This is a genomic window from Streptomyces sp. NBC_01176 (assembly GCF_045039825.1).
Classification (GTDB): Bacteria; Actinomycetota; Actinomycetes; order Streptomycetales; family Streptomycetaceae; genus Streptomyces.
Genome location: NZ_CP108600.1, coordinates 4,895,920 through 4,922,289, shown reverse-complemented (window position 1 = coordinate 4,922,289; position 26,370 = coordinate 4,895,920). Strand labels below are relative to the sequence as shown.

Here is a 26,370-nt window from a genome sequence, read left to right as displayed (position 1 = left end):
CATGGGTGCGTTTGTCACAGGTGCTTCACCCCTTCCGGGATCTCGTAGAACGTCGGGTGGCGGTAGGGCTTGTCCGCGGACGGCTCGAAGAACGGGTCCTTCTCGTCCGGGGAGGACGCGGTGATCGCGGCGGACGGGACGACCCAGATCGAGATGCCCTCGCCGCGACGCGTGTACAGATCCCGCGCGTTGCGAAGGGCCAGTTCGGCGTCCGGTGCGTGCAGGCTGCCTGCGTGCGTGTGCGAGAGCCCGCGGCGCGAGCGCACGAAGACCTCCCACAGCGGCCAGTCGTTGGTGGTCATGCGCGCGCCTTCCCGTTCTCGTCGGCCGAGCCGCGTATCTCCTCGGCCGGACCGGCGGTCTGCTTGTCCGCGTAGGCCGCGGCCGCCTCCCTCACCCACGCACCCTCTTCGTGGGCCTGCCTGCGCTGCGTGATGCGCTGGTCGTTGCACGGGCCGTTGCCCTTGAGGACCTCCCAGAACTCCGTCCAGTCGATCGGGCCGAAGTCGTGCTGCCCCCGCTCCTCGTTCCACACCAGGTCCGGGTCCGGCAGGGTCAGGCCGAGTGACTTGGCCTGGGGGACGCAGATGTCCACGAAGCGCTGGCGCAGCTCGTCGTTCGAATGGCGCTTGATCTTCCAGGCCATGGACTGGGCCGAGTGCGAGGACTCGTCGTCGGGCGGGCCGAACATCATCAGGGAGGGCCACCACCAGCGGTTCACCGCGTCCTGCGCCATCTCGTGCTGCCCGGGGGTGCCGCGGCTGAGGGCCAGCAGCAGCTCGTAGCCCTGGCGCTGGTGGAAGGACTCCTCCTTGCAGACGCGGACCATCGCGCGTGCGTAGGGCCCGTACGAGCAGCGGCACAGGGGGACCTGGTTGGTGATCGCCGCGCCGTCCACCAGCCAGCCGATGGCGCCGACGTCAGCCCAGGTCAGCGTCGGGTAGTTGAAGATCGACGAGTACTTCTGGCGGCCGCTGTGCAGCTTGTCGAGCAGCTCGTCGCGGCTGGTGCCGAGCGTTTCGGCCGCGCTGTAGAGATACAGCCCGTGCCCCGCCTCGTCCTGGACCTTGGCCATCAGGATCGCCTTGCGGCGCAGCGAGGGCGCGCGCGTGATCCAGTTGGCCTCCGGCTGCATGCCGATGATCTCGGAGTGCGCGTGCTGGGCGATCTGCCGGACCAGCGTGGAACGGTAGGCGTCGGGCATCCAGTCACGGGGCTCGATGCGTTCGTCGGCCGCCACCGAGGCGTCGAAAACGGCCTCGTACGCCGCCGCGGACCCGGCTTCACCCGCGGGTTCTGCCGCCTGCGTACGGGCCGTGCGATGCGCTGCTGCTGTCGCCATGCGGTCCCCCTCGACCTCTCGCTCCCGACCGACCGATCGTTCGGTTCTGTCGATTCAATGGTGGGACGGGCGCCGTAAGGTGTCAACCGCTGTGGATAACCTCGAGGTCACTGTTGTGCCCGGTGTGCCGGACGGGGCTGTGCCGGGGGGCCGTGCCTGAGTACGGTTCCCGTGCGCACGCCGCGGAGTGCTGCGCGCGGGGCCCGGGTGCCGCGCGCTCGGCGGCGGGAATCGGACCGGGATCGGAATCGGGGCGGAATGGACGCGTACGACGAGGGCTCGAACGCCCGACACGGGCCGGACGGGCCCGGCGGCCCCCTGCGCGAGGGCCCCGTCTCCGCCGGTGCCGTGCCCGATGACGCGTCCCTCGCCGCCGCGCCGGAGCCGTCCGGCGAGGTGGCCGCCGGCGACGAGCCCGCGCCGGCGGGACCTGCCGCCGAGACGCCGCACGCCGGCACGCCTCGACCGGAGACCCTTCACGGCGGCATACCTCAGGCGGGGACGCCTCACGCGGAGCCTCACGCCGGGACGCCCCATGCGGAGCCTCCTCATGCAGAGACCCCGTACGCCGGAACGCCGCACGCCGAGATGCCTCACGCCGGGGCGGCTGCCGCGCGTCCCTTCCCCCGGGTTTCCGAGGCGCCTCCCGGCCCGGTGACCGCCCCCGCGCCCGCCGCCACAGGCATCGCCGCCCTCTCGCTGCGCCATCAGATCGCCGCGGCGTTCGCCCTCGCCGTCGTCGCGGTGGTGGCCTGTGTGCATCTCGGCATGGTGTTTCTGCACGTCGCGCCCTCGAACACGGTCACCAAGCAGCACGGCGGGGCGATCGACGAGTGGATCTACCCCGAGTTCGAGCAGAACTGGAAGCTCTTCGCCCCCAACCCGCTGCAGCAGAACATCGACGTCCAGGTCCGCGCCCGGATACGCACCACGGACGGCGGTGCCACCGAGACCGGCTGGTACGACCTGTCCGCACTCGACGGAGCGGCCATCGACGGCAATCCGCTGCCGAGCCACACCCAGCAGAACGAACTGCGCCGGGCCTGGGACTTCTACGTCGGCACGCACGACAACGACAACCGCCCGGTGGGCCTGCGCGGCGACCTCTCCGAACGCTATCTTCGCCGCGTCGTGCTGCTGCGCCTCGACCGCGAGGGGGCCGGCGGCAGGGGCTCCGTCGTCGAACGCGTCCAGGTCCGCTCCCGTACCACCAACGTGCGGCCCCCCGAGTGGAGCGACGAGCAGGTGTCCGACAAACCGGTCCTGCGCGAGCTGCCCTGGTGGACGGTCCCGGAGCAGGACCTGACGGACACGCGGACGACGGAGGCGAGCGCCCGATGAACCGATTCGCCGTCCCCGTCTCGCGTGCCGTCACCCGGGTCACCGACGCCGCGCTCGGCCCGTACCAGGCCGCCGTGATCCGCATCGGCTTCGCCGCCACCTGGCTGCTGTTCCTGCTGCGCGAGTTCCCCAACCGCCAGGAGATGTACGGGCCCGATGGCCCCTGGAGCTGGGACCTCGCCCGGCGGCTCGTCGCGGACAACCACGCCTTCACGGCCCTGATGTGGTCCGACAGCCAGGTGTGGTTCGAGATCGTCTACGCGGTGGCCGTGCTGTCCAGCGTCCTGCTGCTGGTGGGCTGGCGGACCCGCACGATGTCCGTGCTGTTCATGGTCGGCGTGCTCTCGCTGCAGAACCGCAGCGTCTTCATGGGGGACGGCGGGGACAACGTCATCCATCTGATGGCGATCTACCTCGTGGGCACGCGCTGCGGCCAGGTGTGGTCGCTGGACGCCCGGCGGGCGCGGCTCGCGAGGGAGGCACGCGCGCGGGGGGAGACCTCCCGGGCCGCGGGCCCGGACCGGGTCGGGCCCGTCCTGTGGGCGGGGCTCGGCCTGCTGCTGGCCGTCGTGACGTTCGCGGGAGACCTCGGCGGCGGCTGGCTGACGGTCTTCTGGGGACTGTGGGCCGTACAGGCGCTGTGGTGGGCCGTCTGCCGTCGGGCGCGCACCCCGCAGCCGCGGATCCTGCTCGACGTGGTCGCCAACACGGTGCACAACGCGGCCCTGTTCGTGATCATGGCCGAGGCGTGTCTGATCTACGCGACCGCGGGCTGGTACAAGATCCAGGGTTCGCGCTGGCAGGACGGCACCGCCGTCTACTACCCCCTCCACCTCGACTACTTCTCGCCCTGGCCGGCCCTCTCCGATCTGCTGGCCGCGCATGGCACGATCGTGATGCTGGTGACCTACGGGACGGTCGTCGTCCAGGTCGCCTTCCCCTTCACCCTGTTCAACCGGCGGGTCAAGAACGTGCTCCTCGCGGCGATGATGACCGAGCACGCCGTGATCGCCGTGGTCCTCGGACTGCCGTTCTTCTCGCTCGCGATGATCGCCGCCGACTCGGTGTTCCTGCCGACGTCCTTCCTGCGGCGGCTCGGCGGACTCGCGGTACGCGTGCGGGGCCGGCTGTTGCCGGGCGGCGCCCCGGAGCTGCCGGGTCAGCGCGCGCGAGGCCCCCGCACCCCGGAGGGCTCCGATGACCCGCACGTAGGCTTCCCCGCATGATGGACCCCGCTGACGACCGCGACCGCACGGACGACCGCGATCGCATGGACGACGGCGACCGTGCGAAGGACCCCCTGAGCACCTGGCACCGTCTCGCCGACGCCTCCGTCCTGCTCGACGGCTTCCACGCCCTCAAGCACGCGGTGCGCTTCCGGGCCGAGGTCCTGGCGGCGGTCACCGGGGATCGGCAGGCGGTGCTGGCGCTCGCCGACGAGCTGGCCCCGGACGTGCGCGACACGCTGGACGGCCTGCTGGTGGAGGTCCCCGAGGCCACCTACCGGTCCCTGGTTCCGCGTCCGCATCCCACCGCGGTCGCCGCACTGGCCGTACGTCCCTCCCGCGAGGCCGGTCTGCGGGCGCTGACGGCCACGCGGCGCACCGCGCCCGTGGTGGTGCTCGACCAGCCGCGCAACCTCGGCAACGTGGGTGCCGTGATCCGGCTCGCGGCGGGCTTCGGCGCGACCGGCGTCGTCACGACGGGCACCCTCGATCCCTGGCATCCGACGGTGGTGCGCGGCGGGGCGGGCCTGCATTTCGCGACCGCCGTGGAGCGGCTCACGGTGGCGGAGCTGCCGTCCGGGCCGGTGTTCGCCCTCGATCCGGAGGGCGAGGACATCCGGGGCACGAAGCTCCCGGACGACGCCGTGCTCGCGTTCGGCTCCGAGCGCAGCGGTCTCTCCCCCGAACTGCGGGCGCGGGCCGACCACCTGGTGTCGCTGCCGATGCGCCCCCAGGTCTCCAGCTACAACCTCGCGACCAGTGTGGCCATGACGCTGTTCCACTGGAGCGCCGCCGGGGGCGCACCGGTCAGGACCTAGGCCTCGCGCCGCACCTCGACCACCCGGAAGCGGTTCGCCACGAACGCACCGTCGCACAGGGCCGCGTTCGCCGCCGGATTGCCGCCGGAGCCGTGGAAGTCGGAGAAGGCCGCCGTCTGGTTGACGTACACCCCGCCCGTGAGGTTCAGGGAGAGCTGGGCGGACTCCTCCAGACAGACCTCCTGGACGGCCTGCTCGAACTCCTCGTCGGTGGTGTAGGCGCCGACCGTCATCGCGCCCTTGTCCCGGACGGTGCGGCGAAGCAGCTCCACGGCGTCCGCCGCGGAGTCGACCGCGACCGCGAAGGAGACGGGGCCGAAGCACTCGCTCATGTAGGCGGCTTCGTCGTCCGTCCCCTCCCAGTACTTGCGGGCGCCGTCGAGCTTCACGATCACCGGCGTCCGGACGACGGCGTCGGGGAACTCGGGGTTGCTGATCTCCCGGGAGGGGAGGGCGACCTCGCCGAGGCCGGCGGCGGCCTCCAGTCGGGCCTTCACGTCCGGGTTCACGATGGCCCCGAGCAGTCCGTTGGCCCGGGCGTCGTCACCGAGGAGTCCGCCGACCGACCTGGCGAGGTCGGCGACCACCTCGTCGTACGACTTGGGGCCCTCGTCCGTACGGATGCCGTCGCGCGGGATGAGGAGGTTCTGCGGGGTCGTGCACATCTGGCCGCTGTACAGGGACAGGGAGAAGGCGAGGTTGGACAGCATGCCCTTGTAGTCGGCGGTCGACTCCACGATCACCGTGTTGACGCCGGCCTTCTCGGTGTAGACCTGCGCCTGGCGGGCGTGGGTCTCCAGCCAGTCGCCGAACGCCGTCGAGCCCGTGTAGTCGATGATCCGGATCTCGGGGCGGACCGCCAGGGTCTTGGCGATGCCCTCTCCGGGGCGCTCGGCGGCCAGCGCCACCAGGTTCGGGTCGAAGCCCGCCTCGGCGAGCACCTCGCGCGCGACGCGCACGGTGAGCGCCAGCGGCAGCACCGCGCGCGGGTGGGGCTTCACGAGGACCGCGTTGCCGGTGGCCAGGGAGGCGAACAGGCCCGGATAGCCGTTCCACGTGGGGAAGGTGTTGCAGCCGATGACGAGCGCGACGCCCCGCGGGACCGGGGTGAACTGCTTGGTGAGCGTGATCGGGTCCCGCTTGCCCTGAGGGTTCGTCCACTCCGCGGTGTCCGGGGTGCGGACCTGCTCCGCGTACGCGTACGCCACCGCTTCCAGTCCGCGGTCCTGGGCGTGCGGGCCGCCCGCCTGGAACGCCATCATGAAGGCCTGGCCGCTGGTGTGCATCACCGCGTGCGCGAATTCGTGCGTCCGGTCGGCGATCCGCTTGAGGATCTCCAGACAGACCACCGCGCGTGTCTCCGCGCCCGCGTCGCGCCAGGCACGCTGGCCGGCCCGCATGGCGGGCAGCAGCACGTCGATGTCCGCGTGCGGGTAGGTGACGTCCAGCGCGATGCCGTACGGCGAGACCTCGCCGCCCACCCAGTCGTCGGTGCCCGGCTGGCCGAGGTCGAGGCGGGTGCCGAGGACGGCGTCGAAGGCGGCCTTGCCCTCGGCCATGCCCAGGCTGCCGTTCTCGCCGTAGGCCTTGGGGTGTTCGGGATGCGGGGACCAGTACGCGCGTGTGCGGATCGCTTCCAGCGCCTGGTCGAGGGTGGGCCGGTGCTGGGCGATCAACTGGTGCGCGGTGAGTTCGGCGGCCATCGGGGACCAACTCCTCGTCTCAGGAGCGCTTCATTGCGCTCGCGAGCTGGGCAGGAACGGACAGTCAGAGTTAGAGTAACCGAACGATCGGTCGGGACAAGGGGAGTCCGCCGCATCTGTGGAAAACCCCGTGCGGGAGGATCGCGAGCATGACAGCACTCGACCTCAACAGCCCCGTGGCCGTCGTCGGCACCGGCACCATGGGCCAGGGCATCGCCCAGGTCGCGCTGGTCGCGGGCCACCCCGTGCGGCTCTACGACGCCCTCGCGGGCCGTGCCGACGCGGCGGCCGAAGCGATCTGCGTCCGCCTCGACCGGCTGGTCGACAAGGGCCGGTTCAGCGGCGCCGACCGGGACGCCGCGCGCGAGCGGCTGCGACCCGCGCGGAGCCTCGACGAGCTGGCGGACTGCGCGCTCGTCGTCGAGGCGGTCCTCGAACAACTCGACGTCAAGCAAAAGCTGTTCCGCGATCTCGAGGACATCGTCGAGGACGACTGCCTGCTCGCCACCAACACCTCGTCCCTGTCCGTCACCGCCATCGGCGGCGCCCTGCGCAACCCCGGCCGCCTGGTGGGGCTGCACTTCTTCAACCCCGCGCCGCTGCTGCCCCTCGTGGAGGTCGTCTCCGGGTACGCGACCGACTTCTCGTCGGCCACGCGCGCGTACGAGACGGCACGCGCCTGGGGGAAGACCCCGGTCGCCTGCGCCGACACCCCCGGCTTCATCGTCAACCGCATCGCGCGGCCCTTCTACGCCGAGGCCTTCGCGGTGTACGAGTCGCAGGCCGCCGACCCCGCCACCATCGACGCGGTCCTGCGCGAGTCCGGCGGCTTCAGGATGGGCGCCTTCGAGCTCACCGATCTGATCGGCCAGGACGTCAACGAGTCCGTCACGCATTCCGTGTGGCAGGCCTTCTTCCAGGACCTGCGCTTCACCCCCTCGCTCGCGCAGCGGCGGCTCGTCGAGTCCGGACGGCACGGCCGCAAGACCGGGCACGGCTGGTACGACTACGGGGACGACGCCGAGCGTCCCGAGCCGCACACCGCCGAGAAGGCGCAGCCGCCCGCCCACGTCGTCGTCGAGGGCGACCTGGGACCGGCCTCCGAGCTGGTCGCCCTGATCCGCGAGGCGGGCATCCAGGTCCGCGAGGACGAGGAGGACCACGGCACGCGACTGCTGCTGCCCAGCGGCGGCCAGCTGGTCCTCGCCGACGGCCAGACCTCGATCGAGTTCCGCGACGTCGTCTACTTCGACCTCGCGCTGGACTACCGCAGGGCCACCCGCATCGCCCTGTCCGCCTCGCAGGACACCGCGCCCCAGACGGTCGCGGAGGCCATCGGCCTCTTCCAGGCGCTGGGCAAGGACGTCAGCGTCATCGGGGACGCCCCCGGCATGATCGTCGCCCGGACCGTGGCCCGCATCGTCGACCTGGCGCACGACGCCGTCGCCAAGGGAGTGGCCACCGAGGAGGACGTCGACACCGCGATGCGCCTGGGCGTCAACTACCCCCTGGGGCCCTTCGAATGGTGCCGCAGGCTCGGCAGGACCTGGGCGCACGACCTCCTGGAGGAGCTGCACCTGCGCGAGCCCTCCGGCCGCTACGCCCCCTCGCTCGCGCTGTACCGCCACGGGCACGCCACCGAGAAGCGGGAGGGCACCTCATGACCACCGCCAAGCGCGACACGTACACCCCGGAGACCCTGCTCTCCGTCGCCGTCCAGGTCTTCAACGAGCGCGGCTACGACGGCACCTCCATGGAGCACCTCTCCAAGGCGGCCGGCATCTCCAAGTCGTCGATCTACCACCATGTCGCCGGCAAGGAGGAGCTGCTGCGCCGGGCCGTCAGCCGGGCTCTCGACGGCCTCTTCGAGATCCTCGACGAGGAGCACGCGTGCGTGGGGCGCGCCGTGGAACGCCTGGAGTACGTCGTACGGCGGATGGTCGAGGTGCTCACCGCCGAGCTGCCGTACGTGACCCTGCTGCTGCGCGTGCGCGGCAACACGGGCACCGAGCGGTGGGCCCTGGAGCGGCGCCGTGACTTCGACCACCGGGTGGCCGAGCTGTTGAAGGACGCGGCGGCCGAGGGGGACGTGCGCAGCGACGTGGAGGTCCGGCTCGCGACCCGGCTCGTCTTCGGGATGATCAACTCGATCGTCGAGTGGTACCGGCCGGACGGGCGGGGCATGGGCGAGCGTGAGGTGGCGGACGCGGTCGTGCAGGTCGTCTTCGGGGGACTCAGGGCCGAGAGCTGATCTCAGCCCTCCGGTTCCAGGTCCTCCTCCTCGAACACCAGCAGCGTCCGTGTGCTGAGTACCTCCGGGATCGCCTGGAGGCGGGTGAGGACCAGCTCGCGCAGCGCCCTGTTGTCAGGCGTGTGGACCAGTAGCAGCACGTCGAAGTCACCGCCCACCAGTGCGATGTGGGAGGCCCCGGGGAGCACCCGCAGCTGCTCGCGCACGGTGCGCCAGGAGTTCTGCACGATCTTGAGGGTGATGTACGCGGAGGTGCCCTGTCCGGCGCGTTCGTGGTCGACGCGGGCCCCGAAGCCGCGGATCACGCCGTCCTCGATGAGGCGGTTGATCCGCGCGTAGGCGTTCGCCCGTGACACGTGGACCCGTTCGGCCACGGAACGTATGGAGGCGCGGCCGTCCGCCTGGAGCATCTGGAGGATGTCCTGGTCGATCGCGTCGAGCGGACGGGCGGGCGGCGCGGCGGCGCCGGCCTCCGGCGGCTCGGCCATTTGTTCAGGTGCCATGTCCCCCCGCCTCCCTACCATGGACGTACTGCGTCCATCTCAGGCTGTGCAGAACCGTTTGTCCACAGCCTGCAGGTGCCTGTAGCCAAAATGTGCCGACGACCGAACAATCGGTAGGTGAGGCGCATCACAACCGTGATGCGTCCCGAGCCGCTCCCACGAGGAGGTGCCGTCATGACGGTCATGGAGCAGCGAGGTGCTTACCGGCCCACGCCGCCGCCCGCCTGGCAGCCCCGCACCGACCCCGCGCCGCTGCTGCCCGACGCGCTGCCCCATCGCGTCCTCGGCACCGAAGCGGCCGCACAGGTCGACCCGGATCTGCTGCGCCGTCTGTACGCGGAGCTGGTGCGAGGCCGCCGCTACAACACCCAGGCCACGGCTCTCACCAAGCAGGGCCGCCTCGCGGTCTACCCCTCCAGCACGGGCCAGGAGGCCTGTGAGGTCGCCGCCGCGCTCGTCCTGGAGGAGCGCGACTGGCTCTTCCCCAGCTATCGCGACACCCTCGCCGCCGTCGCCCGCGGCCTCGACCCCGTCGAGGCCCTGACCCTCCTGCGCGGCGACTGGCACACCGGGTACGACCCCCGTGAGCACCGCATCGCCCCCTTGTGCACCCCGCTCGCCACCCAGCTTCCGCACGCGGTGGGCCTCGCGCACGCCGCCCGTCTCAAGGGCGACGACGTGGTCGCGCTCGCCCTGGTGGGCGACGGCGGCACCAGCGAGGGCGATTTCCACGAGGCGCTGAACTTCGCCGCCGTGTGGCAGGCCCCGGTCGTCTTCCTCGTCCAGAACAACGGCTTCGCCATCTCCGTCCCGCTCGACAAGCAGACCGCGGCCCCGTCGCTGGCCCACAAGGCCGTCGGCTACGGAATGCCCGGGCGCCTGGTCGACGGGAACGACGCGGCGGCGGTGCACGAGGTCCTGAGCGACGCCGTGCGCCACGCGCGCGCGGGCGGCGGTCCGACGCTCGTCGAGGCCGTGACGTACCGCATCGAGGCCCACACGAACGCCGACGACGCGACCCGCTACCGCGGTGACTCCGAGGTCGAGACCTGGCGCGCGCACGACCCGATCGTGCTCCTGGAGCAGGAGCTGACCACGCGTGGTCTCCTCGACGAGGAGGGCATCCAGGCCGCCCGTGAGGCCGCCGAGACGATGGCCGCGGACCTGCGCGCCCGGATGAACCAGGACCCGGTGCTCGACCCCATGGACCTGTTCGCCCATGTGTATGCCGAGCCCACACCCCAACTGCGCGAACAGGAAGCGCAGTTGCGTGCGGAGCTGGCGGCCGGGGCCGAGCCGGACTCCGCAGCCGGATCCGAGTCGGAAGGCAGCGGCCGATGACCACCGTCGCCCTCAAACCCGCCACCATGGCGCAGGCCCTCACCCGCGCGCTGCGCGACGCCATGGCCGCCGACCCGAGCGTTCACGTCATGGGCGAGGACGTCGGCACCCTCGGCGGTGTCTTCCGCGTCACCGACGGCCTCGCCAAGGAGTTCGGCGAGGACCGCTGCACGGACACCCCGCTCGCCGAGGCGGGCATCCTCGGCACGGCCGTCGGCATGGCGATGTACGGGCTGCGGCCGGTCGTGGAGATGCAGTTCGACGCCTTCGCCTACCCGGCCTTCGAGCAGCTGATCTCGCACGTGGCGCGGATGCGCAACCGCACCCGCGGCGCCATGCCGCTGCCGCTGACCATCCGTGTCCCGTACGGCGGCGGCATCGGCGGCGTGGAGCACCACAGCGACTCCTCCGAGGCCTACTACATGGCCACTCCGGGGCTCCATGTCGTCACGCCCGCGACGGTCGCCGACGCCTACGGGCTGCTGCGCGCCTCCATCGCCTCCGACGACCCGGTGGTCTTCCTGGAGCCCAAGCGGCTGTACTGGTCGAAGGACTCCTGGAACCCCGACGAGCCGCAGTCCGTGGAGCCGATAGGCCGCGCGGTGGTGCGCCGGCCGGGCCGCAGCGCCACGCTCATCACCTACGGGCCGTCCGTGCCCGTCTGCCTGGAGGCGGCCGAGGCCGCGCGGGCCGAGGGCTGGGACCTCGAGGTCGTCGATCTGCGCTCCCTCGTCCCCTTCGACGACGAGACGGTGGCGGCCTCGGTGCGGCGGACCGGCCGCGCGGTCGTCGTGCACGAGTCGGGCGGCTACGGCGGCCCCGGCGGGGAGATAGCGGCCCGGGTGAGCGAGCGCTGTTTCCACCACCTGGAGGCGCCGGTGCTGCGTGTGGCCGGGTTCGACATCCCGTATCCGCCGCCGATGCTGGAGCGGCACCATCTGCCCGGCGTCGACCGGATCCTGGACGCCGTGGCGCGTCTCCAGTGGGAGGCGGACAACTGATGGCCCAGGTGCTGGAGTTCAAGCTTCCCGACCTCGGCGAGGGCCTCACCGAGGCGGAGATCGTCCGCTGGCTCGTCGAGGTCGGTGACGTCGTCGCCGTCGACCAGCCCGTCGTGGAGGTGGAGACCGCCAAGGCGATGGTCGAGGTCCCGTGTCCCTACGGGGGCGTGGTCACGGCCCGCTTCGGCGAGGAGGGTACGGAACTGCCGGTCGGCTCCCCCCTGCTGACGGTCGCGGTCGGCGGCGACGCGCCGGCGTCCGGCGGTGCGGACGAAGGGTCCGGCAATGTGCTCGTGGGCTACGGCACGGGGGCGCCTCCGGCGCGCCGCAGAAGGGTGCGGACCAGCCCGGTCGCGCCCGTCCGGCCCGCCGACGGAGCCCTGTCGAACGGCGGCTCACCGGCCGCCCACCGGGGAGTGGACGGCACGTCCGGACCACTCGGCACGGGCCGCGGAGCAGGCGTGGACACGGCGGCCCCGGGTCGCGCGCCCGTGCCGGAGCGCACGGACGCGCACGGGCTGACGGACGCGCGGGAACGCGGGAGCGCGGGGGCACGGACGACCGGTCCCGTTCCCGTCATCTCCCCGCTGGTGCGCAGGATCGCCCGGGAGAACGGCCTGGACCTGAGGGAACTGACGGGTTCCGGCCCCGACGGACTGATCCTGCGGGCGGACGTGGAGCACGCGCTGCGCTCGGCCGACGGCACCGTCCCGCAGGCGGAGACCCTCGCGGTCCCCCGCACACCCGTAACCACCTCCACCCCCACCCTCGGGGCCGACACCCGTGTTCCCCTGCGCGGCATCCGGGGCGCCGTCGCCGACAAGCTCTCCCGCAGTCGGCACGAGATCCCCGACGCGACCTGCTGGGTGGACGCCGACGCCACCGAACTCCTCGCCGCCCGCGCGGCGATGAACGCCGCCGGCGGCCCGAAGATCTCCCTGCTCGCGCTGCTGGCCCGGATCTGCACGGCCGCGCTGGCCCGCCATCCGGAGCTCAACTCGACCGTCGACACGGAAGCGCGCGAGATCGTCCGGCTCGGTCACGTCCACCTCGGCTTCGCGGCACAGACCGAACGCGGCCTCGTCGTCCCCGTCGTCCGGGACGCCCACACCCGCGACGCGCAGTCGCTGAGCGCCGAGTTCGCCCGGCTGACCGAGGCCGCACGGACCGGGACCCTGACCCCCGGTGACCTCACGGGCGGCACCTTCACGCTGAACAACTACGGGGTGTTCGGCGTCGACGGCTCCACACCGATCATCAACCACCCCGAGGCGGCCATGCTCGGCGTCGGCCGGATCGTCGCCAAACCCTGGGTGCACCAGGGCGAGCTGGCGGTGCGGCAGGTCGTCCAGCTCTCGCTCACCTTCGACCACCGGGTGTGCGACGGCGGTACGGCGGGCGGCTTCCTGCGGTACGTGGCGGACTGTGTCGAACAGCCGGCGGTGCTGCTGCGTTCCCTGTGATCGCCGGGGCCCGCATACTCGGGGAATGACCGCGTACGAGCCACCGGGCGTCCCCGGCCCCACCGCCCCGTACGACGCCGTCGTGCTCGCCGGTGGCGCTGCCCGGCGGCTGGGCGGCGCGGACAAACCCGGTGTGCGGGTGGGCGGGCGCCCCCTGCTCGACCGGGTCCTCGCCGCCTGTGCCGCGGCCACCACCACGGTGGTCGTGGCCGAGCCCAGAGCCACCGTGCGACCCGTGCGCTGGGCCCACGAGGAGCCGCCCGGCGGGGGACCGCTGGCCGCGCTCGACGCCGGGCTGCGCCGCACGTCGGCGGAGGACGTCGTGGTGCTCTCCGCCGACCTGCCGTTCCTGGACGAGGGGACGGTACGCCGTCTGCTGGACGCGCTCCGGGGGAGCCACGCCCCGCGCGGCCCGGGGCGCCCCGAGGGCGTACTGCTCAGCGACCCCGGCGGCCGAGACCAGCCGCTCGTGGCCGCGTACCGGGCGGGGGCGCTGCGCCGGGAACTGGCCGCGCTCGACTCCGCGCACGGCGGACTCACCGGTCTGCCGCTGCGACGGCTCACCGCCGCGCTGGATCTCACCCGCATCTCCGACCCCGTCGCGTCCTTCGACTGCGACACCTGGGACGACATCGCCGCCGCCCGGGCACGTATCAGGGAGCATGGGCACGTGTTGGATGAATGGATTTCCGCAGTCAAGGACGAGCTGGGCATCGACCTGGACGTCGACACCGGCGTTCTGCTCGACCTGGCCCGCGACGCCGCGCACGGAGTGGCGCGGCCCGCGGCACCGCTGACCACGTTTCTCGTGGGATACGCGGCCGCGCGGGCCGGGGGAGGCCCCGAGGCCGTGGCCGAGGCCGCCCGCAAGGCCGCGGCGCTGGCGCTGCGCTGGGCCGACGAGGACACCCCAGGGGACACCCCCGGCGCCGGACCCGGAGCGGGATCCGGCGCCGCACCCGGCTCTCCCACCCCCACGGGTTCCGGCACCGGACCCGGCTCCGACGCCGCTCCGGACGCCTGATGACCGCGCCGGGCGCCCGCGTCGGCCGGGACGCCGACGAATTCGACGTGGAGGAGGCCCTGGCCTTGGTCAAGGACCCCCGACGCCCGGCGGGCCCCGGGCGAGGCCACGGCGACGCCGCGACCGGCACACCCGCGCCCGAGGCCGTGCCCCCCTCGCGCACCGTGCGGACCGGGCACGGCGGAGAGCACAAGGCCACCCCCTGGCCCGGCGCCCGCACCACCGCCGAGCGAGCCGCCCGTTCCCTGCCGCACCGCGCTCCCGTCTCCGTCCCGCTGGACGCCGCCCTGGGCCTGGTGACCGCGGCGCCGCTCACCGCGCTCACGGACCTGCCCTCCTTCGACACCTCCGCGATGGACGGCTGGGCGGTCGCCGGTCCCGGCCCCTGGGACGTCCGCGAGGAGGGCGTCCTCGCGGGCCGAGCGAAGCCGGAGCCCCTCACCGACGGCGAGGCGGTGCGGATCGCCACCGGCGCACGCGTGCCGCGGGACGCCACCGCCGTACTGCGCAGCGAACACGGACGCATCGACGACAAGGGGCGGCTGCACGCGACCCTCCCCGAAAACCTCGGCTCCGGGCGGGCCGGCGGGACGCCCACGGTCGTCCACGGGCAGGACATCCGGCCGCGCGGCCAGGAATGCCGCAGCGGTGACCAGCTTCTGCCCACCGGCGCCCTGGTGACTCCCGCCGTACTGGGCCTCGCCGCGGCCGCCGGATACGACACCCTCGCCGTCATCCCCCGCGCACGCGTCGAAGTCCTCGTCCTCGGTGACGAGTTGCTCACCGAGGGACTCCCCCGGGAGGGCCTGATCCGGGACGCGCTCGGCCCGATGCTGCCGCCCTGGCTGCGAGCGCTCGGCGCCGACGTCGTTGCCGTGCGCAGACTGGGCGACGACGCCAAAGCCCTGCACAAGGCGATCACCGGCTCCGGCGCCGACCTGATCGTCACGACCGGCGGCACCGCCGCGGGTCCCGTCGACCACGTCCACCCGACCCTGAGCCGTATCGGCGCCCCTCTCCTCGTGGACGGGGTCGAGGTGCGCCCGGGCCATCCCATGCTGCTGGCCCGCACCAAGGAGAACCAGCACCTCGTCGGCCTGCCCGGCAACCCCCTCGCGGCCATCTCCGGCCTGCTCACACTCGCCGAGCCGCTGCTGCGGATCCTGGCGGGGCGGGTGACGCCGGAGCCGTACACACTGCCCGTCAGGGACGGGGTGCACGGGCACCCGTACGACACCCGTCTCATCCCCGTCACCCTGCACGGGGACGAGGCGGTTCCGCTGCACTACAACGGGCCGGCCATGCTGCGCGGCATCGCCGCCGCCGACGCTCTCGCGGTCGTTCCGCCCGGTGGCGCCCGCCCGGGTCAGGAGCTGGAACTCCTGGATCTGCCCTGGGCGTTGGCCGGTGTCGGTACCTGCTCGACATGAGTCAGGGCTTCGGCCGGAGTCGGTTCATGCACCGGGCGGTGAGGGGAATCGGGGGTGTTTCACGTGAAACATCCGGACCGTGCTCCGGCCGCCCGGGAGGGGCGGCGGCTGAAGCGGCGGCCTGTCACCACTCGTCGTCGTGGACCACCCGGAAGCTGCCCACGACGCCGTCGTCACCGAACATGGCACCGGCGATCAGCGCGTCGGTCCCGAACGCGTCTCCGTTGACGGGGCTGGTCACGACGCCGTGGGTGGCGCCGTGGGGGCCGACGGTGGCGACCGGGGAGCCGCCGTTGCAGTTGAACCCGCGGTAGACCTCGACGGTCCTCCTGCTGTCGTTGTAGATGCTGAAGCTGTTGGCGCCCAGCCCGCTGGCCGCGGCGATGCAGCCCTCGATGGAGCCGGAGTACGTCCGCTCGTTGAAGTAGATGTACCCGGGACCCTCGTGGTCGCGGCCCCCGCCGCCCTCGCGGCCCCCGCCGCCCTCGCGGCCACCGCGGCCCCCGCGGTCACCGCCCTCGGCCTTGTTCCCGCTCAGGGTGCCGCCATCGAGGGGAGGCGTGGCGGGGATGGCCTTCTTGGCGGACGGTGCCGCCTTCTTGACGGGCGAGACCGCCCGCTGGACGGACGGGGCGGCCTGCGTGAACTCGGTGGGCGAGGCGTAGGTGATGCCGGTGGTGGCGAAGGCCGCTGCGCCTACGGCGGCGGCCACGGCGAAAGTACGCGTGGGCATGGGACTTCTCTCTGCCTCGGAGACGTCGGCCGGACAGCCGACCTGCGTTGAACGTACTAATGGCCGCATTGACTGTCATGTCGGGCATGTCCAACGTGTGATGTCGGGGGACCGGACGGGTGCAAAAGCAGAACTCCCCGCATATCGGCGCGGAGATGGGTGTCTGGTGCGTCGTCAGCGCGCGTCGCCCGGTCAACTGCGCGGAGGGCCCTGCCTGATGCTGATCACCCGGTCGCCGAACTGAAGGGCCGCGGCCTCCGGGTCGGTGTGGTCCAGCACCCTCTTGCGCCGCACCACGGCGACGACGAGGTCGGAGCACTCGCGAGGAGACCGGCCCACCTCGTCCTTCGTCACCGCACGTTCGACGAGGTCGAGTCCGCTGCCGTGGGTCATCAGGTCCTCCAGAGTGTCCGCCGCGTGCGGGCTGGCCACGGACACGCCGAGGAGACGGCCGGCCGAGCTGGAACTCGTGACCACGGTGTCCGCGCCGCTCTGTCTGAGCAGGGGGACGTTCTCGTCCTCCCGGACCGCGACGACGAGAGTCGCGCGCTTGTTGAGCTGGCGCGCGGTGAGCGTGACCAGTGCCGCGGTGTCGTCGCGCTGCGGGGCGACGATGACACGTGCGGCCGTCTGCAACTCGGCCTTGCGAAGGGTGTCGGTGCGGGTCGCGTCACCGAGCACGGCCACGAGCCCGTCGCTGCCGGCGGCCTCGACCGCCTTGCGCTGCGGATCGACGACGACGATGTGGTCCTTCGCCGTGCCCTGGCCCAGCAGCGACTCGACGGCGTGCCTCCCCTTGGTGCCGTAGCCGACGACCACGACGTGATCCCGCATCCGCGAACGCCAGCGGTGGACGCGCACCTGTTGGCGGGTGCGTTCCGTGAGGACCTCGAGCGTGGTGCCGACCAGGATGATCAGGAACAGCACGCGCAGGGGCGTGATGACCAGGATGTTGGTGAGCCGGGCGGCGTCGCTCACCGGAGTGATGTCGCCGTACCCGGTGGTCGAGAGGGTGACGGTCGCGTAGTACGCGGCGTCCAGGAAGTCGACGCTGCCGTCCGCGTTGTCGTTGTAGCCGTCACGGTCGACCCAGACGAGAAGCGTCGTCACGGCCAGGACCAACAACGCCATGGCCAGTCGCCGCAGGACCTGCTGGAGCGGCGGCAGTGTCCTCTCGGCAGGCATGGTGATGGCGCGCGCGGCTTCGGCGTCCTCCAGGGCTTCACCCCGCGACCGGTACCAGAGGGACCGGAGGATCGAGAACTTCTCGGGTCTGGGGAGGGGCTGCTTCTCGTGGCTCATGGCTTGCCCCCTGCGGCGGTGATCCAGTCGGTCGGCACGGTGACCATGGTCCCGGACGAACGCCCCCCGGCACACAGGCCGCGGAATCCGGCACGCCGCTCCCACGCCCACGCCCACGCCTGTGACCACGCCCGCGCATGTGCTCACGACCCCGACCACGCCCACCGCCTCGCCCGCGACCGCCGGAAGGCGTCGGGTGCTCGCTGGACCACGCGGGCCGACCGTCCTGTCGGCAGTGGCGTCGCGCCCGTTGGCAGTAGCGTCGTCACCGTTGCCAGGTTCGTAGGGTGCGTTGTTGCCAGGTTCGTAGGGTGCGTTCGGAAGACTGCTGGAGGGGCGGGCCTTGAGGGACCACACGGTTGTTGTCGGCTACGGGACCAAGGGGCGGTCGGCGGTGCAGACCGTCTGTGCGACGGGACTGAGGAAGGAACTGGTCGTGGTCGTCGACCCCGGCTCCGAGGCGGTCGACGCGGCGAAGGCCGACGGATACGCGGGGGTCGTCGGGGACGCGACCCGCAGCGACGTGCTGGTGCGGGCCGAGGTCCAGAAGGCACGGCAGATCATCGTCGCGACCCAGCGCGACGACACGGCCGTGCTGGTCACGCTGACCGCCCGGCAGCTCAACCGCGAGGCGAAGATCGTCGCCGCGGTGCGGGAGGAGGAGAACGCGCCGCTGGTGCGGCAGTCGGGCGCCGACGCCGTCATCACCAGCGCCAGCGCGGCGGGACGGCTCCTCGGACTCTCCGTGCTCAGCCCCAGCGCGGGCCTGGTCATGGAGGACCTCATCCAGCAGGGCAGCGGGCTCGACATCGTCGAACGCCCGGTCATAAGGGCCGAGGTGGGCAAGGGCGTGCGCGAGACCGACGACCTGGTCGTGAGCGTCGTACGGGGACATCGGGTGCTCGGATACGCCGATCCGGCCCTCGGGACGCTCCAGCCGACCGACCGGCTCATCACGATCGTGCGGGCCGCTCCGCGTCCACCGGTGGCGCCGGGCGCCCGTTCCCTCCCGCAGGAGTAGCGTCGCCTTCATGTACGCGATCACGATTCCTGAACCTGGTGGGCCCGAGGCGCTGGTGTGGGACGAGGTCCCGGACCCCGTGCCCGGCGACGGCGAAGTCCTTGTCGAGGTGGTGGCGAGCGCGGTCAACCGTGCCGACCTGATGCAGCGGCAGGGCTTCTACAACCCGCCGCCCGGAGCCTCCCCCTACCCCGGTCTCGAATGCGCGGGACGCATCGTCGAGGTGGGGCCCGGTGTCTCGGGGTGGGCCGTCGGTGACGAGGTGTGCGCGCTGCTCGCGGGCGGTGGGTACGCCGAGAAGGTCGTCGTCCCGGCCGGACAGCTGCTGCCCGTGCCCGGGGGCCTGGACCTCAAGCAGGCGGCGGCGCTGCCCGAGGTGGCCTGCACCGTCTGGTCGAACGTCTTCATGATCTCCCATCTGCGTCCGGGCGAGACCCTGCTCCTGCACGGTGGCTCCAGCGGCATCGGCACCATGGGGATCCAGCTCGCCAAGGCCGTGGGCGCGAAGGTCGCCGTCACGGCGGGCACCAAGGAGAAACTCGACTTCTGCGCCGAGCTCGGCGCGGACATCCTCATCAACTACCGCGAGCAGGACTTCGTCGAGGAGATCGAGCGGGCCACGGGCGGTACGGGCGCCGACGTCATCCTCGACAACATGGGCGCCAAGTACCTCGACCGCAACGTGCAGGCCCTCGCCGTCAACGGACGGCTCGCGATCATCGGCCTGCAGGGCGGTGCCAAGGGCGAGCTGAACATCGGCGCGCTCCTCACCAAGCGGGGCGCCGTCAGCGCGACCTCGCTGCGTGCCCGCCCGCTCGGCGAGAAGGCGGCGATCGTCGCGGCCGTACGCGAGCACGTGTGGCCGCTGATCGACTCCGGTCACGTGCGCCCGGTGGTCGACCGTGAGCTGCCGATGAGCGAGGCCGCGGCGGCGCACCGGATCCTGGAGGAGAGCGGTCACATCGGCAAGGTGCTGCTCATCGCTCCCTGACGCGTGCCCATGGGCGCCTCCGGCGTCACCATGGTGCCTCCTGCGTCCCCTTGGTGCCCTCGACCGTCCCCGTGCGGGCCGGCGGAGGTCGGCGTGGTGGTGGGCGGGTGGCGCGCCTGCGGCCCGCTCAGCCGCGCCGCAGGCGCAGGGCGAGGAAGGCCATCCCCAGGCCCAGGCCGATGAGGATCAGGCCGCCGCCCAGGGGCAGGATCCGCAGCGTCGGCCGTGCCGGCGCGGTCGGGCGGACGACATGCTGCTCGACGGGTACGGCCGCGTTCGGCGGCGGCCCGGTGGTGACGTCGGATCCGGGGCTCTCCTGGAGGGGGTCCCGGTCCGTGTAGGTCGGCGCGGAGTCCTCGTCGTATGCACCCTCATCCTGGTTTCTCTCCTCGCGCCCGGGCCGCGCACGGCCCTCACCCGCGTCGCTTCCCGCGCGGGAGTCCTCCGCGGCCGGGGTGGGACCGGCGGCCTCCGGAACGGACGGGGCGTCGGCGGGGGCCGGTCCGAGGGTCGATCCGGGGGTCGGTCCGGAGACCGAAGCGGCGGCCGAGACGGACGGCGGGCGGGACGGTCGGGCGGCCGGCGAGCGCGACGCGGAGGGCCGGCGGGTCGGTGACGCGGAGGGCCGACGGCTCGGTGACGGGGACGGCCGCCGGGACGGAGATGCGGACGGCCGCCGGGACGGCGACGCAGCGGATGACGCGGCCGGTGAAGCAGAGGACGACGCGGCCGGTGAAGCGGTCGGCGAGGTGGCCGGTGACGCGGACGGTGGGGCGGACGACGCGGCCGCGTACGAGGCGGCCCAGAACGGGGATGCCATGGCGGTCGCCAGTATGAGCAGCAATATCGGCCCGCGGGATGAGCTGAGCCATGGAGTCACGCCGGTGACCCCCTCCCGGTAGAGGAGTCCCATGATCATTGGGGCAAGCCTCACATGACGCCCTCTTCCCGGCATCTCGACGGTGACCGGCCGAGTGGATCACTCTGTGTGGGGGGCGCCACCGTGATGAGGTGGAGTGGTGCGAGACAATGGCGGCATGGAGATGCCGAGGAACGAAAGGTCGCCGGAGAACCCCCAGATCCTGGTCGTGGGCCAGGACGGAATGGCTCTCGGTGGCACCGGTGACGAGGACTCCCGCGAGGTCCCGGTGACAGAGATGGTCGAACAGCCAGCCAAGGTCATGCGCATCGGGAGCATGATCAAGCAACTGCTCGAAGAGGTGCGCGCCGCGCCCCTGGACGAGGCGAGCCGGGTCCGGCTCAAGGAGATCCACGCCAGTTCCGTGAAGGAGCTGGAGGACGGCCTGGCACCCGAACTGGTCGAGGAACTGGAGCGGCTCTCGCTGCCCTTCACCCACGACGCCACCCCCAGCGACGCCGAGCTGCGGATCGCGCAGGCGCAGCTGGTGGGCTGGCTCGAGGGACTTTTCCACGGAATCCAGACGACCCTGTTCGCGCAGCAGATGGCGGCCAGGGCACAGCTGGAGCAGATGCGTCGGGCCCTGCCGCCGGGCGTCGGCGGCATGGAAGGCGACGAGGATCCGCGCACGGGCGGCCGCTCGGGCGGCCCTTACCTGTAGGTCGTGGCCACCTGTAGGTCGTGGCCACCTGTAGGTCACAGCTACCGGTAGGTCACGGGACCCGTAGGTCCCGGCGGCAGATCGCGGGCGGGGAAGCGGCTCGGATACGCGCGGCGGCCCGCCGTGCGTATCGCGTCCCCTGGGTCCGCGGCCGGTGCTGCACCGGCCCGCTCGACGGCACAGACACCGGCACAGACACCGGCACAGACACAGCGGGCCCGGCACGAAGGTGCCGGGCCCGTTCCTTCTTCCGGTCGTCGGGTGCCGGTGGCCGACCCACCGGCCGTCGGGGACCGGCCGTCACCGACGGATCAGGACGGGTCGCCGGTCGAGACCTTCAGCTCGATCTCGGGCATGTCCTTCGGGTCGACGTCCGTTCCCGCGGTGGGGAACTGCTCCATGACCGTGCCCTCGCCGTACGTGTTCTCGTCGACGGGGGTTTCCTTCATCTGCCAGCCCGCGGCCTGGAAGCAGGACTTGACCGACTTGATGTACCGGTAGGTGAAGTCGGGAACCTGGATCTTGTCCGGGTCGTCGTACGACTCCTGCGGATCCGTGCACTTCTCCGTGTCGATCGTCTTCGACGTGTCCGGACCGCGGTGGCCCGCCACCACGGACGGCGTCGTGGTGCTCGCACCGCCGCCACCGCCCTTGTCGTCACTGCCGCCGCCGTTCATCGAGAGGGCGGTGATCAGACCGCCGATCGCGACGATCGCGACGACGATCGATCCGATGACGACCCCCTTGTTGCTCCTGCGGCCTCCCGGACCGCCCGAGGCGGACGTCACGTGCTGGGGCGCGAGGTTGTACGGGGGCGGGGTCGGCACACCGTGCTGCGGGCCGTACGGCGTGGTCTGCGGGGCCGGCTGGTAGCCGCCCTGCTGCGGATAGCCGTACGCCGGGGAGGCGGGCGGCGGGGTCGGCGCGCCGTAGGGGCCCGGCTGGTACGGCGTCTGCACGGGACCCGGCGTCGGCATCGACTGGTCGACCGGCGGGAAGACGGCGGAGCCCACGCCCGCGCCGCTCGACGTCCTGGCGCCCGGCACGATGCTCGGCGGGGCGGCATGGAGCGACTGGGCCACGCGCAGGCACTCGTCGCGCATCGCCTCGGCGCTCGGGAAGCGCTCGTTCGGGTTCTTCTTCAGCGCGCGGGCGATCAGCGCGTCCACGGCCGGCGGCAGCGAGCGGTTGACCGAGGAGGGCGCGACCGGCTCCTCCTGGACGTGCGCGTACGCGATGGCCAGCGGCGAGTCCGCCTCGAACGGCAGCCGTCCGGTGACCAGTTGGAAGAGCATGATGCCGACCGAGTACAGGTCCGACCTGGCGTCCACGCCCCTGCCGAGCGCCTGCTCGGGAGAGAGGTACTGCGGGGTGCCGACGACCATGCCGGTCTGGGTCATCGAGGTGACCCCGGACTGCATGGCGCGGGCGATGCCGAAGTCCATCACCTTGACGACGTTGCGCTTCGTCATCATCACGTTGCCCGGCTTGATGTCCCGGTGGACCAGACCCATCTCGTGGCTGATCTCCAGGGCGGCCAGTACGTCCGCGGTGATCTTCAGGGCCTTGTCGGCGGGCATGGCTCCGTACTGCTGGATGTCCGCGTCGAGGACCGAGCCGAGCGGCTTGCCCTCGATGTACTCCATGACGATGTACGGCGTCGTCATGCCGTTGAGGTTGTCCTCGCCGGTGTCGAAGACCGAGACGATGTTCGTGTGCGTGAGCTTGGCCACCGACTGGGCCTCGCGGCGGAAACGCTCGCGGAAGGCCTGCTCACGGCCGAGTTCCGTGTGCAGGGTCTTGATCGCCACCTGGCGGTCGAGCACCGAGTCGTACGCGAGATGCACCGAGGCCATGCCGCCCTCGCCGAGCAGATCGCGCAGCTGGTAGCGGCCGCCGGCGACCGCGCGCCCCGGGTACCGGCCCTGTGCGCCGTCCTGGCTCATGTTCTGCGTCCCCCATCGGCACGGCGGCAGCGTCGGCTGGTTGCTCCCGCGGTCCGTGATCGATTGACTGTGATCGAATCGATCGACTGTGATCACCCGTGTTCCGGTGATCGATTGGCTGATTCCCGGCCAAGTCTGCCCGAGGGCGGTGACACGTCAAGCTCGGTGCCCGTTCCGTGACCGTACGCGAAAGAAGCGTCGCGGAAGCGTTACAGGTGCCGTACGGGCGGTACACAGGATTTGCGCGCGGGTACCCGGGGCGGGTTGGATGGCCGGTCCATCTCGATTCCATCTCGGACCGGCACCCCGCGCCGAGCCTGTAGCGTGGCTCGACGGAGACCGTAACAACCACCGCGCAGACCGCGGGCAGAAACGACGGCGAGGACTGATGGCACAGCAGCAGCGCGCTCAGGGCCCGTCCGACCCCGAGGCGACTGGCGGCGGTATGTCAGATGCGCCGGAGATGTGGGGTAACGGCGGACTTGTGGGGGATGGCCGGTATCGGCTGACCCACAGACTAGGCCGGGGCGGCATGGCCGAGGTGTTCGCGGCCGAGGACGTGCGCCTCGGGCGCACCGTCGCGGTCAAACTGCTCCGCTCGGATCTGGCCGAGGACCCGGTCTCGAAGGCCCGCTTCACGCGCGAGGCCCAGTCGGTGGCCGGACTCAACCACCACGCAGTGGTCGCCGTGTACGACTCCGGCGAGGACGTGGTCGGGCACGGGGTCGTCCCGTACATCGTGATGGAGCTGGTCGAGGGCCGCACCATCCGGGACCTGCTCATCAACGCCGAGGCCCCCGGGCCCGAGCAGGCACTGATCATCGTCTCGGGGGTGCTGGAGGCGCTGGCCTACTCGCACCAGCACGGCATCGTGCACCGCGACATCAAGCCGGCGAACGTGATCATCACGCAGACCGGTGCCGTGAAGGTGATGGACTTCGGCATCGCGCGCGCCCTGCACGGCGCGCAGTCGACGATGACCCAGACCGGCATGGTCATGGGCACGCCGCAGTACCTCTCCCCGGAACAGGCGCTCGGCAAGGCCGTCGACCACCGCTCGGACCTGTACGCGACCGGCTGCCTGCTCTACGAACTTCTCGCGCTGCGGCCCCCGTTCACCGGTGAGACGCCGCTGTCGGTGGTCTACCAGCACGTCCAGGACATCCCGGTGCCTCCGTCCGAGGTCGCGGCGGCGGCGCCGCCGGAGCTCGACGGGCTGGTCATGCGCTCGCTCGCGAAGGAGCCGGACGACCGGTTCCAGACCGCCGAGGAGATGCGCGGGCTCGTCCAGTACGGCCTGCAGATGCTGTACGACCAGGGCGGACACACCGGCACCTGGAACACCGGGCCGGTCACGGTGCACGAGGGGCTGAACGGCGCGGCGGCGGGCTTCGCGGGCACGAGCGCGCTGCCGCACCCGGGTGAATCCGGCACGACGCAGATCCCGGCGCCGATCATCCCGCCGTACGGCGGCGGGGACGACGGCGGCTTCGAGGGCCACGGCAACGGGGGCGGCGGTCGCGGCAAGCTGTGGATCCTCGCGGTGCTCGCGGTGATCGCGATCGCGGCGGGGGTCGCGCTCGCGCTCAACAACACCGGTGGCGGCGGCAGCGGCGGCAGTGGCGGCACCGGTACGACCCAGTCGCCCACGGTCACGCCGTCCGACAAGGGCGACGAGCCCAGCGCGAGCCCGAGCGACGACTCCACGGACACCTCGACGGACAGTTCCACGGACAACGGCACGGGCTCGGACCCCGGTTCGGACTACACGCCGTCGGACACCCCGTCCGAGAGCTACAGCAGCCGGCCCTCGGACGAGCCGTCCGACGAGCCTTCGGACACCCCGACGAAGTCGACGCCCTCGCAACCGTCGAACGAACCGAGCAGCGATGCGCCGGTGTCTCCGGACCCCACGGGAGACGGCGGTGGCGACACCGCGAATCCTTGAGGGGATCCGACCGAAACGCCCTCCACGCGCGCGTGAGGCCCGGAAACGGGCGCCACGCGCGCGTGGTGTTTCCGGGCCTCCGGAGCGGCCTCACGGGGTGTCCTGGCCGTCTCCCGGGGTGTTCCCGGTGGTACGGTCCGGCCGTCGGTCAGCCCGTGAACGCCTCGCACACCGCGTCGTACTCCCGTGTCCACCACACCGCCAGCGCCGAGGCCGCCGGGAACTGGGGGTCGGCACGGGTGTCGCCGCGCTCGTAGTGCCAGCGCAGCATCCAGAAGTCGTTGAGACGTTCCCACCACACGCGGTGCACGGCGGCCGCCAGTTCGGCGGCCCCCGCGCCCGCAGCGCGCCGGTACGCGCGCGCGTAGGCCCGCACCTTGGCCAGGTCGAGCGCGCCGACGGGCCGTACGAAGAAGATCATCGCGGCGCGTACGGCCTCCTCGGCGCGGGGGTGGACGCCCAGCCGGTCCCAGTCGACGATCGCGGCCGGTTCGCCGTCGCGGTAGAGCAGGTTGAACGGGTGGAAGTCGCCGTGCACCCAGCCCACCGAGCCGCCCTGCGGAGGCCGCCGGTCGGCGTGCTTCTCCAGCAGGGCGCGCCGTTCCAGGAGCCGGTGCCGGGCCAGTTCGTCGAAGGCGTCGGACGGCCGGTGGCTGCGCACCCTGGCGAGCAGCCGGTCGATGAGCGCGAAGGTGTCCGCGGGATCGGCGCCCCGGGCCGGGTCGGTGCCCTCATGGGCGCGGGCCGCGGTCTTCCCGGTGTCTCCGGTGTTTCCGGTCGGACCGGTGTCCTCCGGCGCCTCCTGGGCCCCGTCCGGCGCCTCCTGGCCCCTGTCCGGTGTCCCCTCCGGCATATCGGTGGCCCCGGCCGCCTCGTCCGGCGTCCTCTCCCGGGCCCGATCCGGCCCGGCGTCGGTGGGCGGTTTCGCGGAGGGGCGTCCCTGGGTGGCCATCACCCGCTCCATCACCCGTTCCAGACTCGCGTGGACGACCCCGAGGAGGCCCCCCAGCCGGGCGCACTGCGCCGTGGTGAGCTGACCGCCGTGCCGGTGCCCGCCGTCGATCCAGGGGTGCAGCGCGTAGGCGTGGCCCCCGACGACGGCGACCGTGCGCCCGTCGGTGCCGGCCAGCGGCGGGGCGACGGGAACGCCGAGATCCGCGAGACGCTGCGTCGCCCGGTGCTGGCGGGCGATCGCGGCGGGGTCGGCGGTCTCGGGGTCGAAATGGTGCTTGAGGAAATAGCGGCCTTGTGTGGTGCGCAGCCGGTAGCCGCGGTTGAGCAGCCCCTGTTCGACGGGGTCGCAGGTCAGCGCGGACCCGGCGGCGTACTGGCGGAGGAGGGCGCCCAGAGGGGGCGCGTGAATCACAGGAATGGGTACGGATGAGCGCGGCACGCGCCAGATGCTA

The 26,370-nt window shown here is 72.2% G+C and carries 22 protein-coding genes and 1 pseudogene; 14 read left to right on the top strand and 9 right to left on the bottom strand.

Translation table 11 applies throughout. The annotated features are described in order from the left end of the window. Positions 1-14: 14 nt before the first annotated feature. Positions 15-302 carry a 1,2-phenylacetyl-CoA epoxidase subunit PaaB gene (gene paaB / locus OG199_RS21145; RefSeq protein ID WP_148009329.1) on the bottom strand — a complete coding sequence of 96 codons (288 nt, stop codon included), beginning with the start codon at positions 300-302 and terminating at the stop codon, positions 15-17. Further along, on the bottom strand, positions 299-1,342 hold the full coding sequence (gene paaA / locus OG199_RS21140; RefSeq protein ID WP_356800578.1) for a 1,2-phenylacetyl-CoA epoxidase subunit PaaA: 1,044 nt from the start codon (positions 1,340-1,342) through the stop codon (positions 299-301). The genes paaB and paaA overlap by 4 nt, the downstream gene beginning before the upstream one ends. A 258-nt stretch (positions 1,343-1,600) precedes the next feature. Between paaA and OG199_RS21135 the strand changes: the two genes are divergently transcribed. Genes OG199_RS21135 through OG199_RS21125 form a run of 3 tightly spaced genes read left to right on the top strand, consistent with a single transcriptional unit; the run spans position 1,601 to position 4,727 of the window. Beyond that, a complete protein-coding gene (locus OG199_RS21135; protein ID WP_405830784.1) occupies positions 1,601-2,683 on the top strand; it encodes a DUF5819 family protein in 1,083 nt (360 codons plus the stop codon). After that, on the top strand, positions 2,680-3,909 hold the full coding sequence (locus tag OG199_RS21130) for an HTTM domain-containing protein (protein WP_405830782.1): 1,230 nt from the start codon (positions 2,680-2,682) through the stop codon (positions 3,907-3,909). Before OG199_RS21135 ends, OG199_RS21130 begins: the two co-directional genes overlap by 4 nt. Before the next feature lie 44 nt (positions 3,910-3,953). Continuing rightward, positions 3,954-4,727, top strand: a complete 774-nt coding sequence (locus OG199_RS21125; protein ID WP_405834615.1) for a TrmH family RNA methyltransferase — start codon at positions 3,954-3,956, stop codon at positions 4,725-4,727. Here OG199_RS21125 and paaN read toward each other — a convergent pair. Next, positions 4,724-6,430, bottom strand: a complete 1,707-nt coding sequence (gene paaN, locus OG199_RS21120; protein WP_405830780.1) for a phenylacetic acid degradation protein PaaN — start codon at positions 6,428-6,430, stop codon at positions 4,724-4,726. The two genes, OG199_RS21125 and paaN, sit on opposite strands and share 4 nt — an antisense overlap. A gap of 149 nt (positions 6,431-6,579) precedes the next feature. Between paaN and OG199_RS21115 the strand changes: the two genes are divergently transcribed. Further along, entirely contained in the window at positions 6,580-8,094 is a 1,515-nt protein-coding gene (locus tag OG199_RS21115; RefSeq protein ID WP_356800573.1) for a 3-hydroxyacyl-CoA dehydrogenase, read from the top strand. Next, positions 8,091-8,681: a TetR/AcrR family transcriptional regulator gene (locus OG199_RS21110; RefSeq protein ID WP_356800572.1), complete on the top strand. Its 591-nt coding sequence runs from the start codon at positions 8,091-8,093 to the stop codon at positions 8,679-8,681. The genes OG199_RS21115 and OG199_RS21110 overlap by 4 nt, the downstream gene beginning before the upstream one ends. Positions 8,682-8,683: 2 nt before the next feature. Here the strand turns inward: OG199_RS21110 and OG199_RS21105 are convergent, their stop codons facing one another. Beyond that, positions 8,684-9,184, bottom strand: coding sequence for an Lrp/AsnC family transcriptional regulator (locus OG199_RS21105; protein WP_401806526.1), 501 nt, complete (start codon positions 9,182-9,184; stop codon positions 8,684-8,686). 174 nt (positions 9,185-9,358) lie between these two features. On the opposite strand from OG199_RS21105, the gene pdhA reads away from it, so the two are divergent. Genes pdhA through OG199_RS21080 form a run of 5 tightly spaced genes read left to right on the top strand, consistent with a single transcriptional unit; the run spans position 9,359 to position 15,443 of the window. Continuing rightward, on the top strand, positions 9,359-10,525 hold the full coding sequence (gene pdhA, locus OG199_RS21100; RefSeq protein ID WP_356800571.1) for a pyruvate dehydrogenase (acetyl-transferring) E1 component subunit alpha: 1,167 nt from the start codon (positions 9,359-9,361) through the stop codon (positions 10,523-10,525). Beyond that, positions 10,522-11,526, top strand: coding sequence for an alpha-ketoacid dehydrogenase subunit beta (locus OG199_RS21095; RefSeq protein ID WP_356800570.1), 1,005 nt, complete (start codon positions 10,522-10,524; stop codon positions 11,524-11,526). Before pdhA ends, OG199_RS21095 begins: the two co-directional genes overlap by 4 nt. After that, positions 11,526-12,989, top strand: a complete 1,464-nt coding sequence (locus OG199_RS21090; protein WP_405830777.1) for a dihydrolipoamide acetyltransferase family protein — start codon at positions 11,526-11,528, stop codon at positions 12,987-12,989. Before OG199_RS21095 ends, OG199_RS21090 begins: the two co-directional genes overlap by 1 nt. Before the next feature lie 25 nt (positions 12,990-13,014). Further along, positions 13,015-14,013 (top strand): NTP transferase domain-containing protein, encoded by a 999-nt coding sequence (locus OG199_RS21085; RefSeq protein WP_405830775.1) that lies wholly within the window; start codon positions 13,015-13,017, stop codon positions 14,011-14,013. After that, a complete protein-coding gene (locus OG199_RS21080) occupies positions 14,013-15,443 on the top strand; it encodes a molybdopterin molybdotransferase MoeA (protein ID WP_405830774.1) in 1,431 nt (476 codons plus the stop codon). Before OG199_RS21085 ends, OG199_RS21080 begins: the two co-directional genes overlap by 1 nt. A gap of 124 nt (positions 15,444-15,567) precedes the next feature. Here OG199_RS21080 and OG199_RS21075 read toward each other — a convergent pair whose 3' ends face one another. Next, positions 15,568-16,176, bottom strand: coding sequence for a hypothetical protein (locus OG199_RS21075; RefSeq protein ID WP_405830772.1), 609 nt, complete (start codon positions 16,174-16,176; stop codon positions 15,568-15,570). A 192-nt stretch (positions 16,177-16,368) separates the two neighbouring features. Further along, positions 16,369-17,478, bottom strand: a complete 1,110-nt coding sequence (locus OG199_RS21070) for a potassium channel family protein (RefSeq protein WP_356800565.1) — start codon at positions 17,476-17,478, stop codon at positions 16,369-16,371. Positions 17,479-17,821: 343 nt separating this feature from the next. Between OG199_RS21070 and OG199_RS21065 the strand changes: the two are divergent. Further along, positions 17,822-18,499: pseudogene (locus tag OG199_RS21065) on the top strand (potassium channel family protein); the annotation flags it as partial. Positions 18,500-18,509: 10 nt separating this feature from the next. After that, the gene (locus tag OG199_RS21060; protein ID WP_356800564.1) at positions 18,510-19,490 is read left to right on the top strand and encodes an NAD(P)H-quinone oxidoreductase; all 981 of its coding nucleotides are present in this window, start codon (positions 18,510-18,512) and stop codon (positions 19,488-19,490) included. A 413-nt stretch (positions 19,491-19,903) separates the two neighbouring features. Here the strand turns inward: OG199_RS21060 and OG199_RS21055 are convergent, their stop codons facing one another. Then, positions 19,904-20,362, bottom strand: a complete 459-nt coding sequence (locus OG199_RS21055; RefSeq protein WP_405830770.1) for a hypothetical protein — start codon at positions 20,360-20,362, stop codon at positions 19,904-19,906. Between the two features lie 165 nt (positions 20,363-20,527). Here OG199_RS21055 and OG199_RS21050 point away from each other — a divergent pair, with 165 nt between their 5' ends. Then, positions 20,528-21,070, top strand: a complete 543-nt coding sequence (locus OG199_RS21050) for a bacterial proteasome activator family protein (RefSeq protein ID WP_168529127.1) — start codon at positions 20,528-20,530, stop codon at positions 21,068-21,070. Between the two features lie 311 nt (positions 21,071-21,381). On the opposite strand, the gene OG199_RS21045 is transcribed toward OG199_RS21050, so the two are convergent. After that, complete coding sequence (locus OG199_RS21045) at positions 21,382-23,016, bottom strand: protein kinase domain-containing protein (RefSeq protein ID WP_356800562.1); 1,635 nt, start codon at positions 23,014-23,016, stop codon at positions 21,382-21,384. Positions 23,017-23,404: 388 nt separating this feature from the next. On the opposite strand from OG199_RS21045, the gene OG199_RS21040 reads away from it, so the two are divergent. Then, positions 23,405-24,964, top strand: coding sequence for a protein kinase domain-containing protein (locus OG199_RS21040; protein WP_356800561.1), 1,560 nt, complete (start codon positions 23,405-23,407; stop codon positions 24,962-24,964). A 148-nt stretch (positions 24,965-25,112) separates the two neighbouring features. On the opposite strand, the gene OG199_RS21035 is transcribed toward OG199_RS21040, so the two are convergent. Then, positions 25,113-26,330 carry a phosphotransferase gene (locus tag OG199_RS21035; RefSeq protein ID WP_405834613.1) on the bottom strand — a complete coding sequence of 406 codons (1,218 nt, stop codon included), beginning with the start codon at positions 26,328-26,330 and terminating at the stop codon, positions 25,113-25,115. Positions 26,331-26,370: the final 40 nt, after the last annotated feature.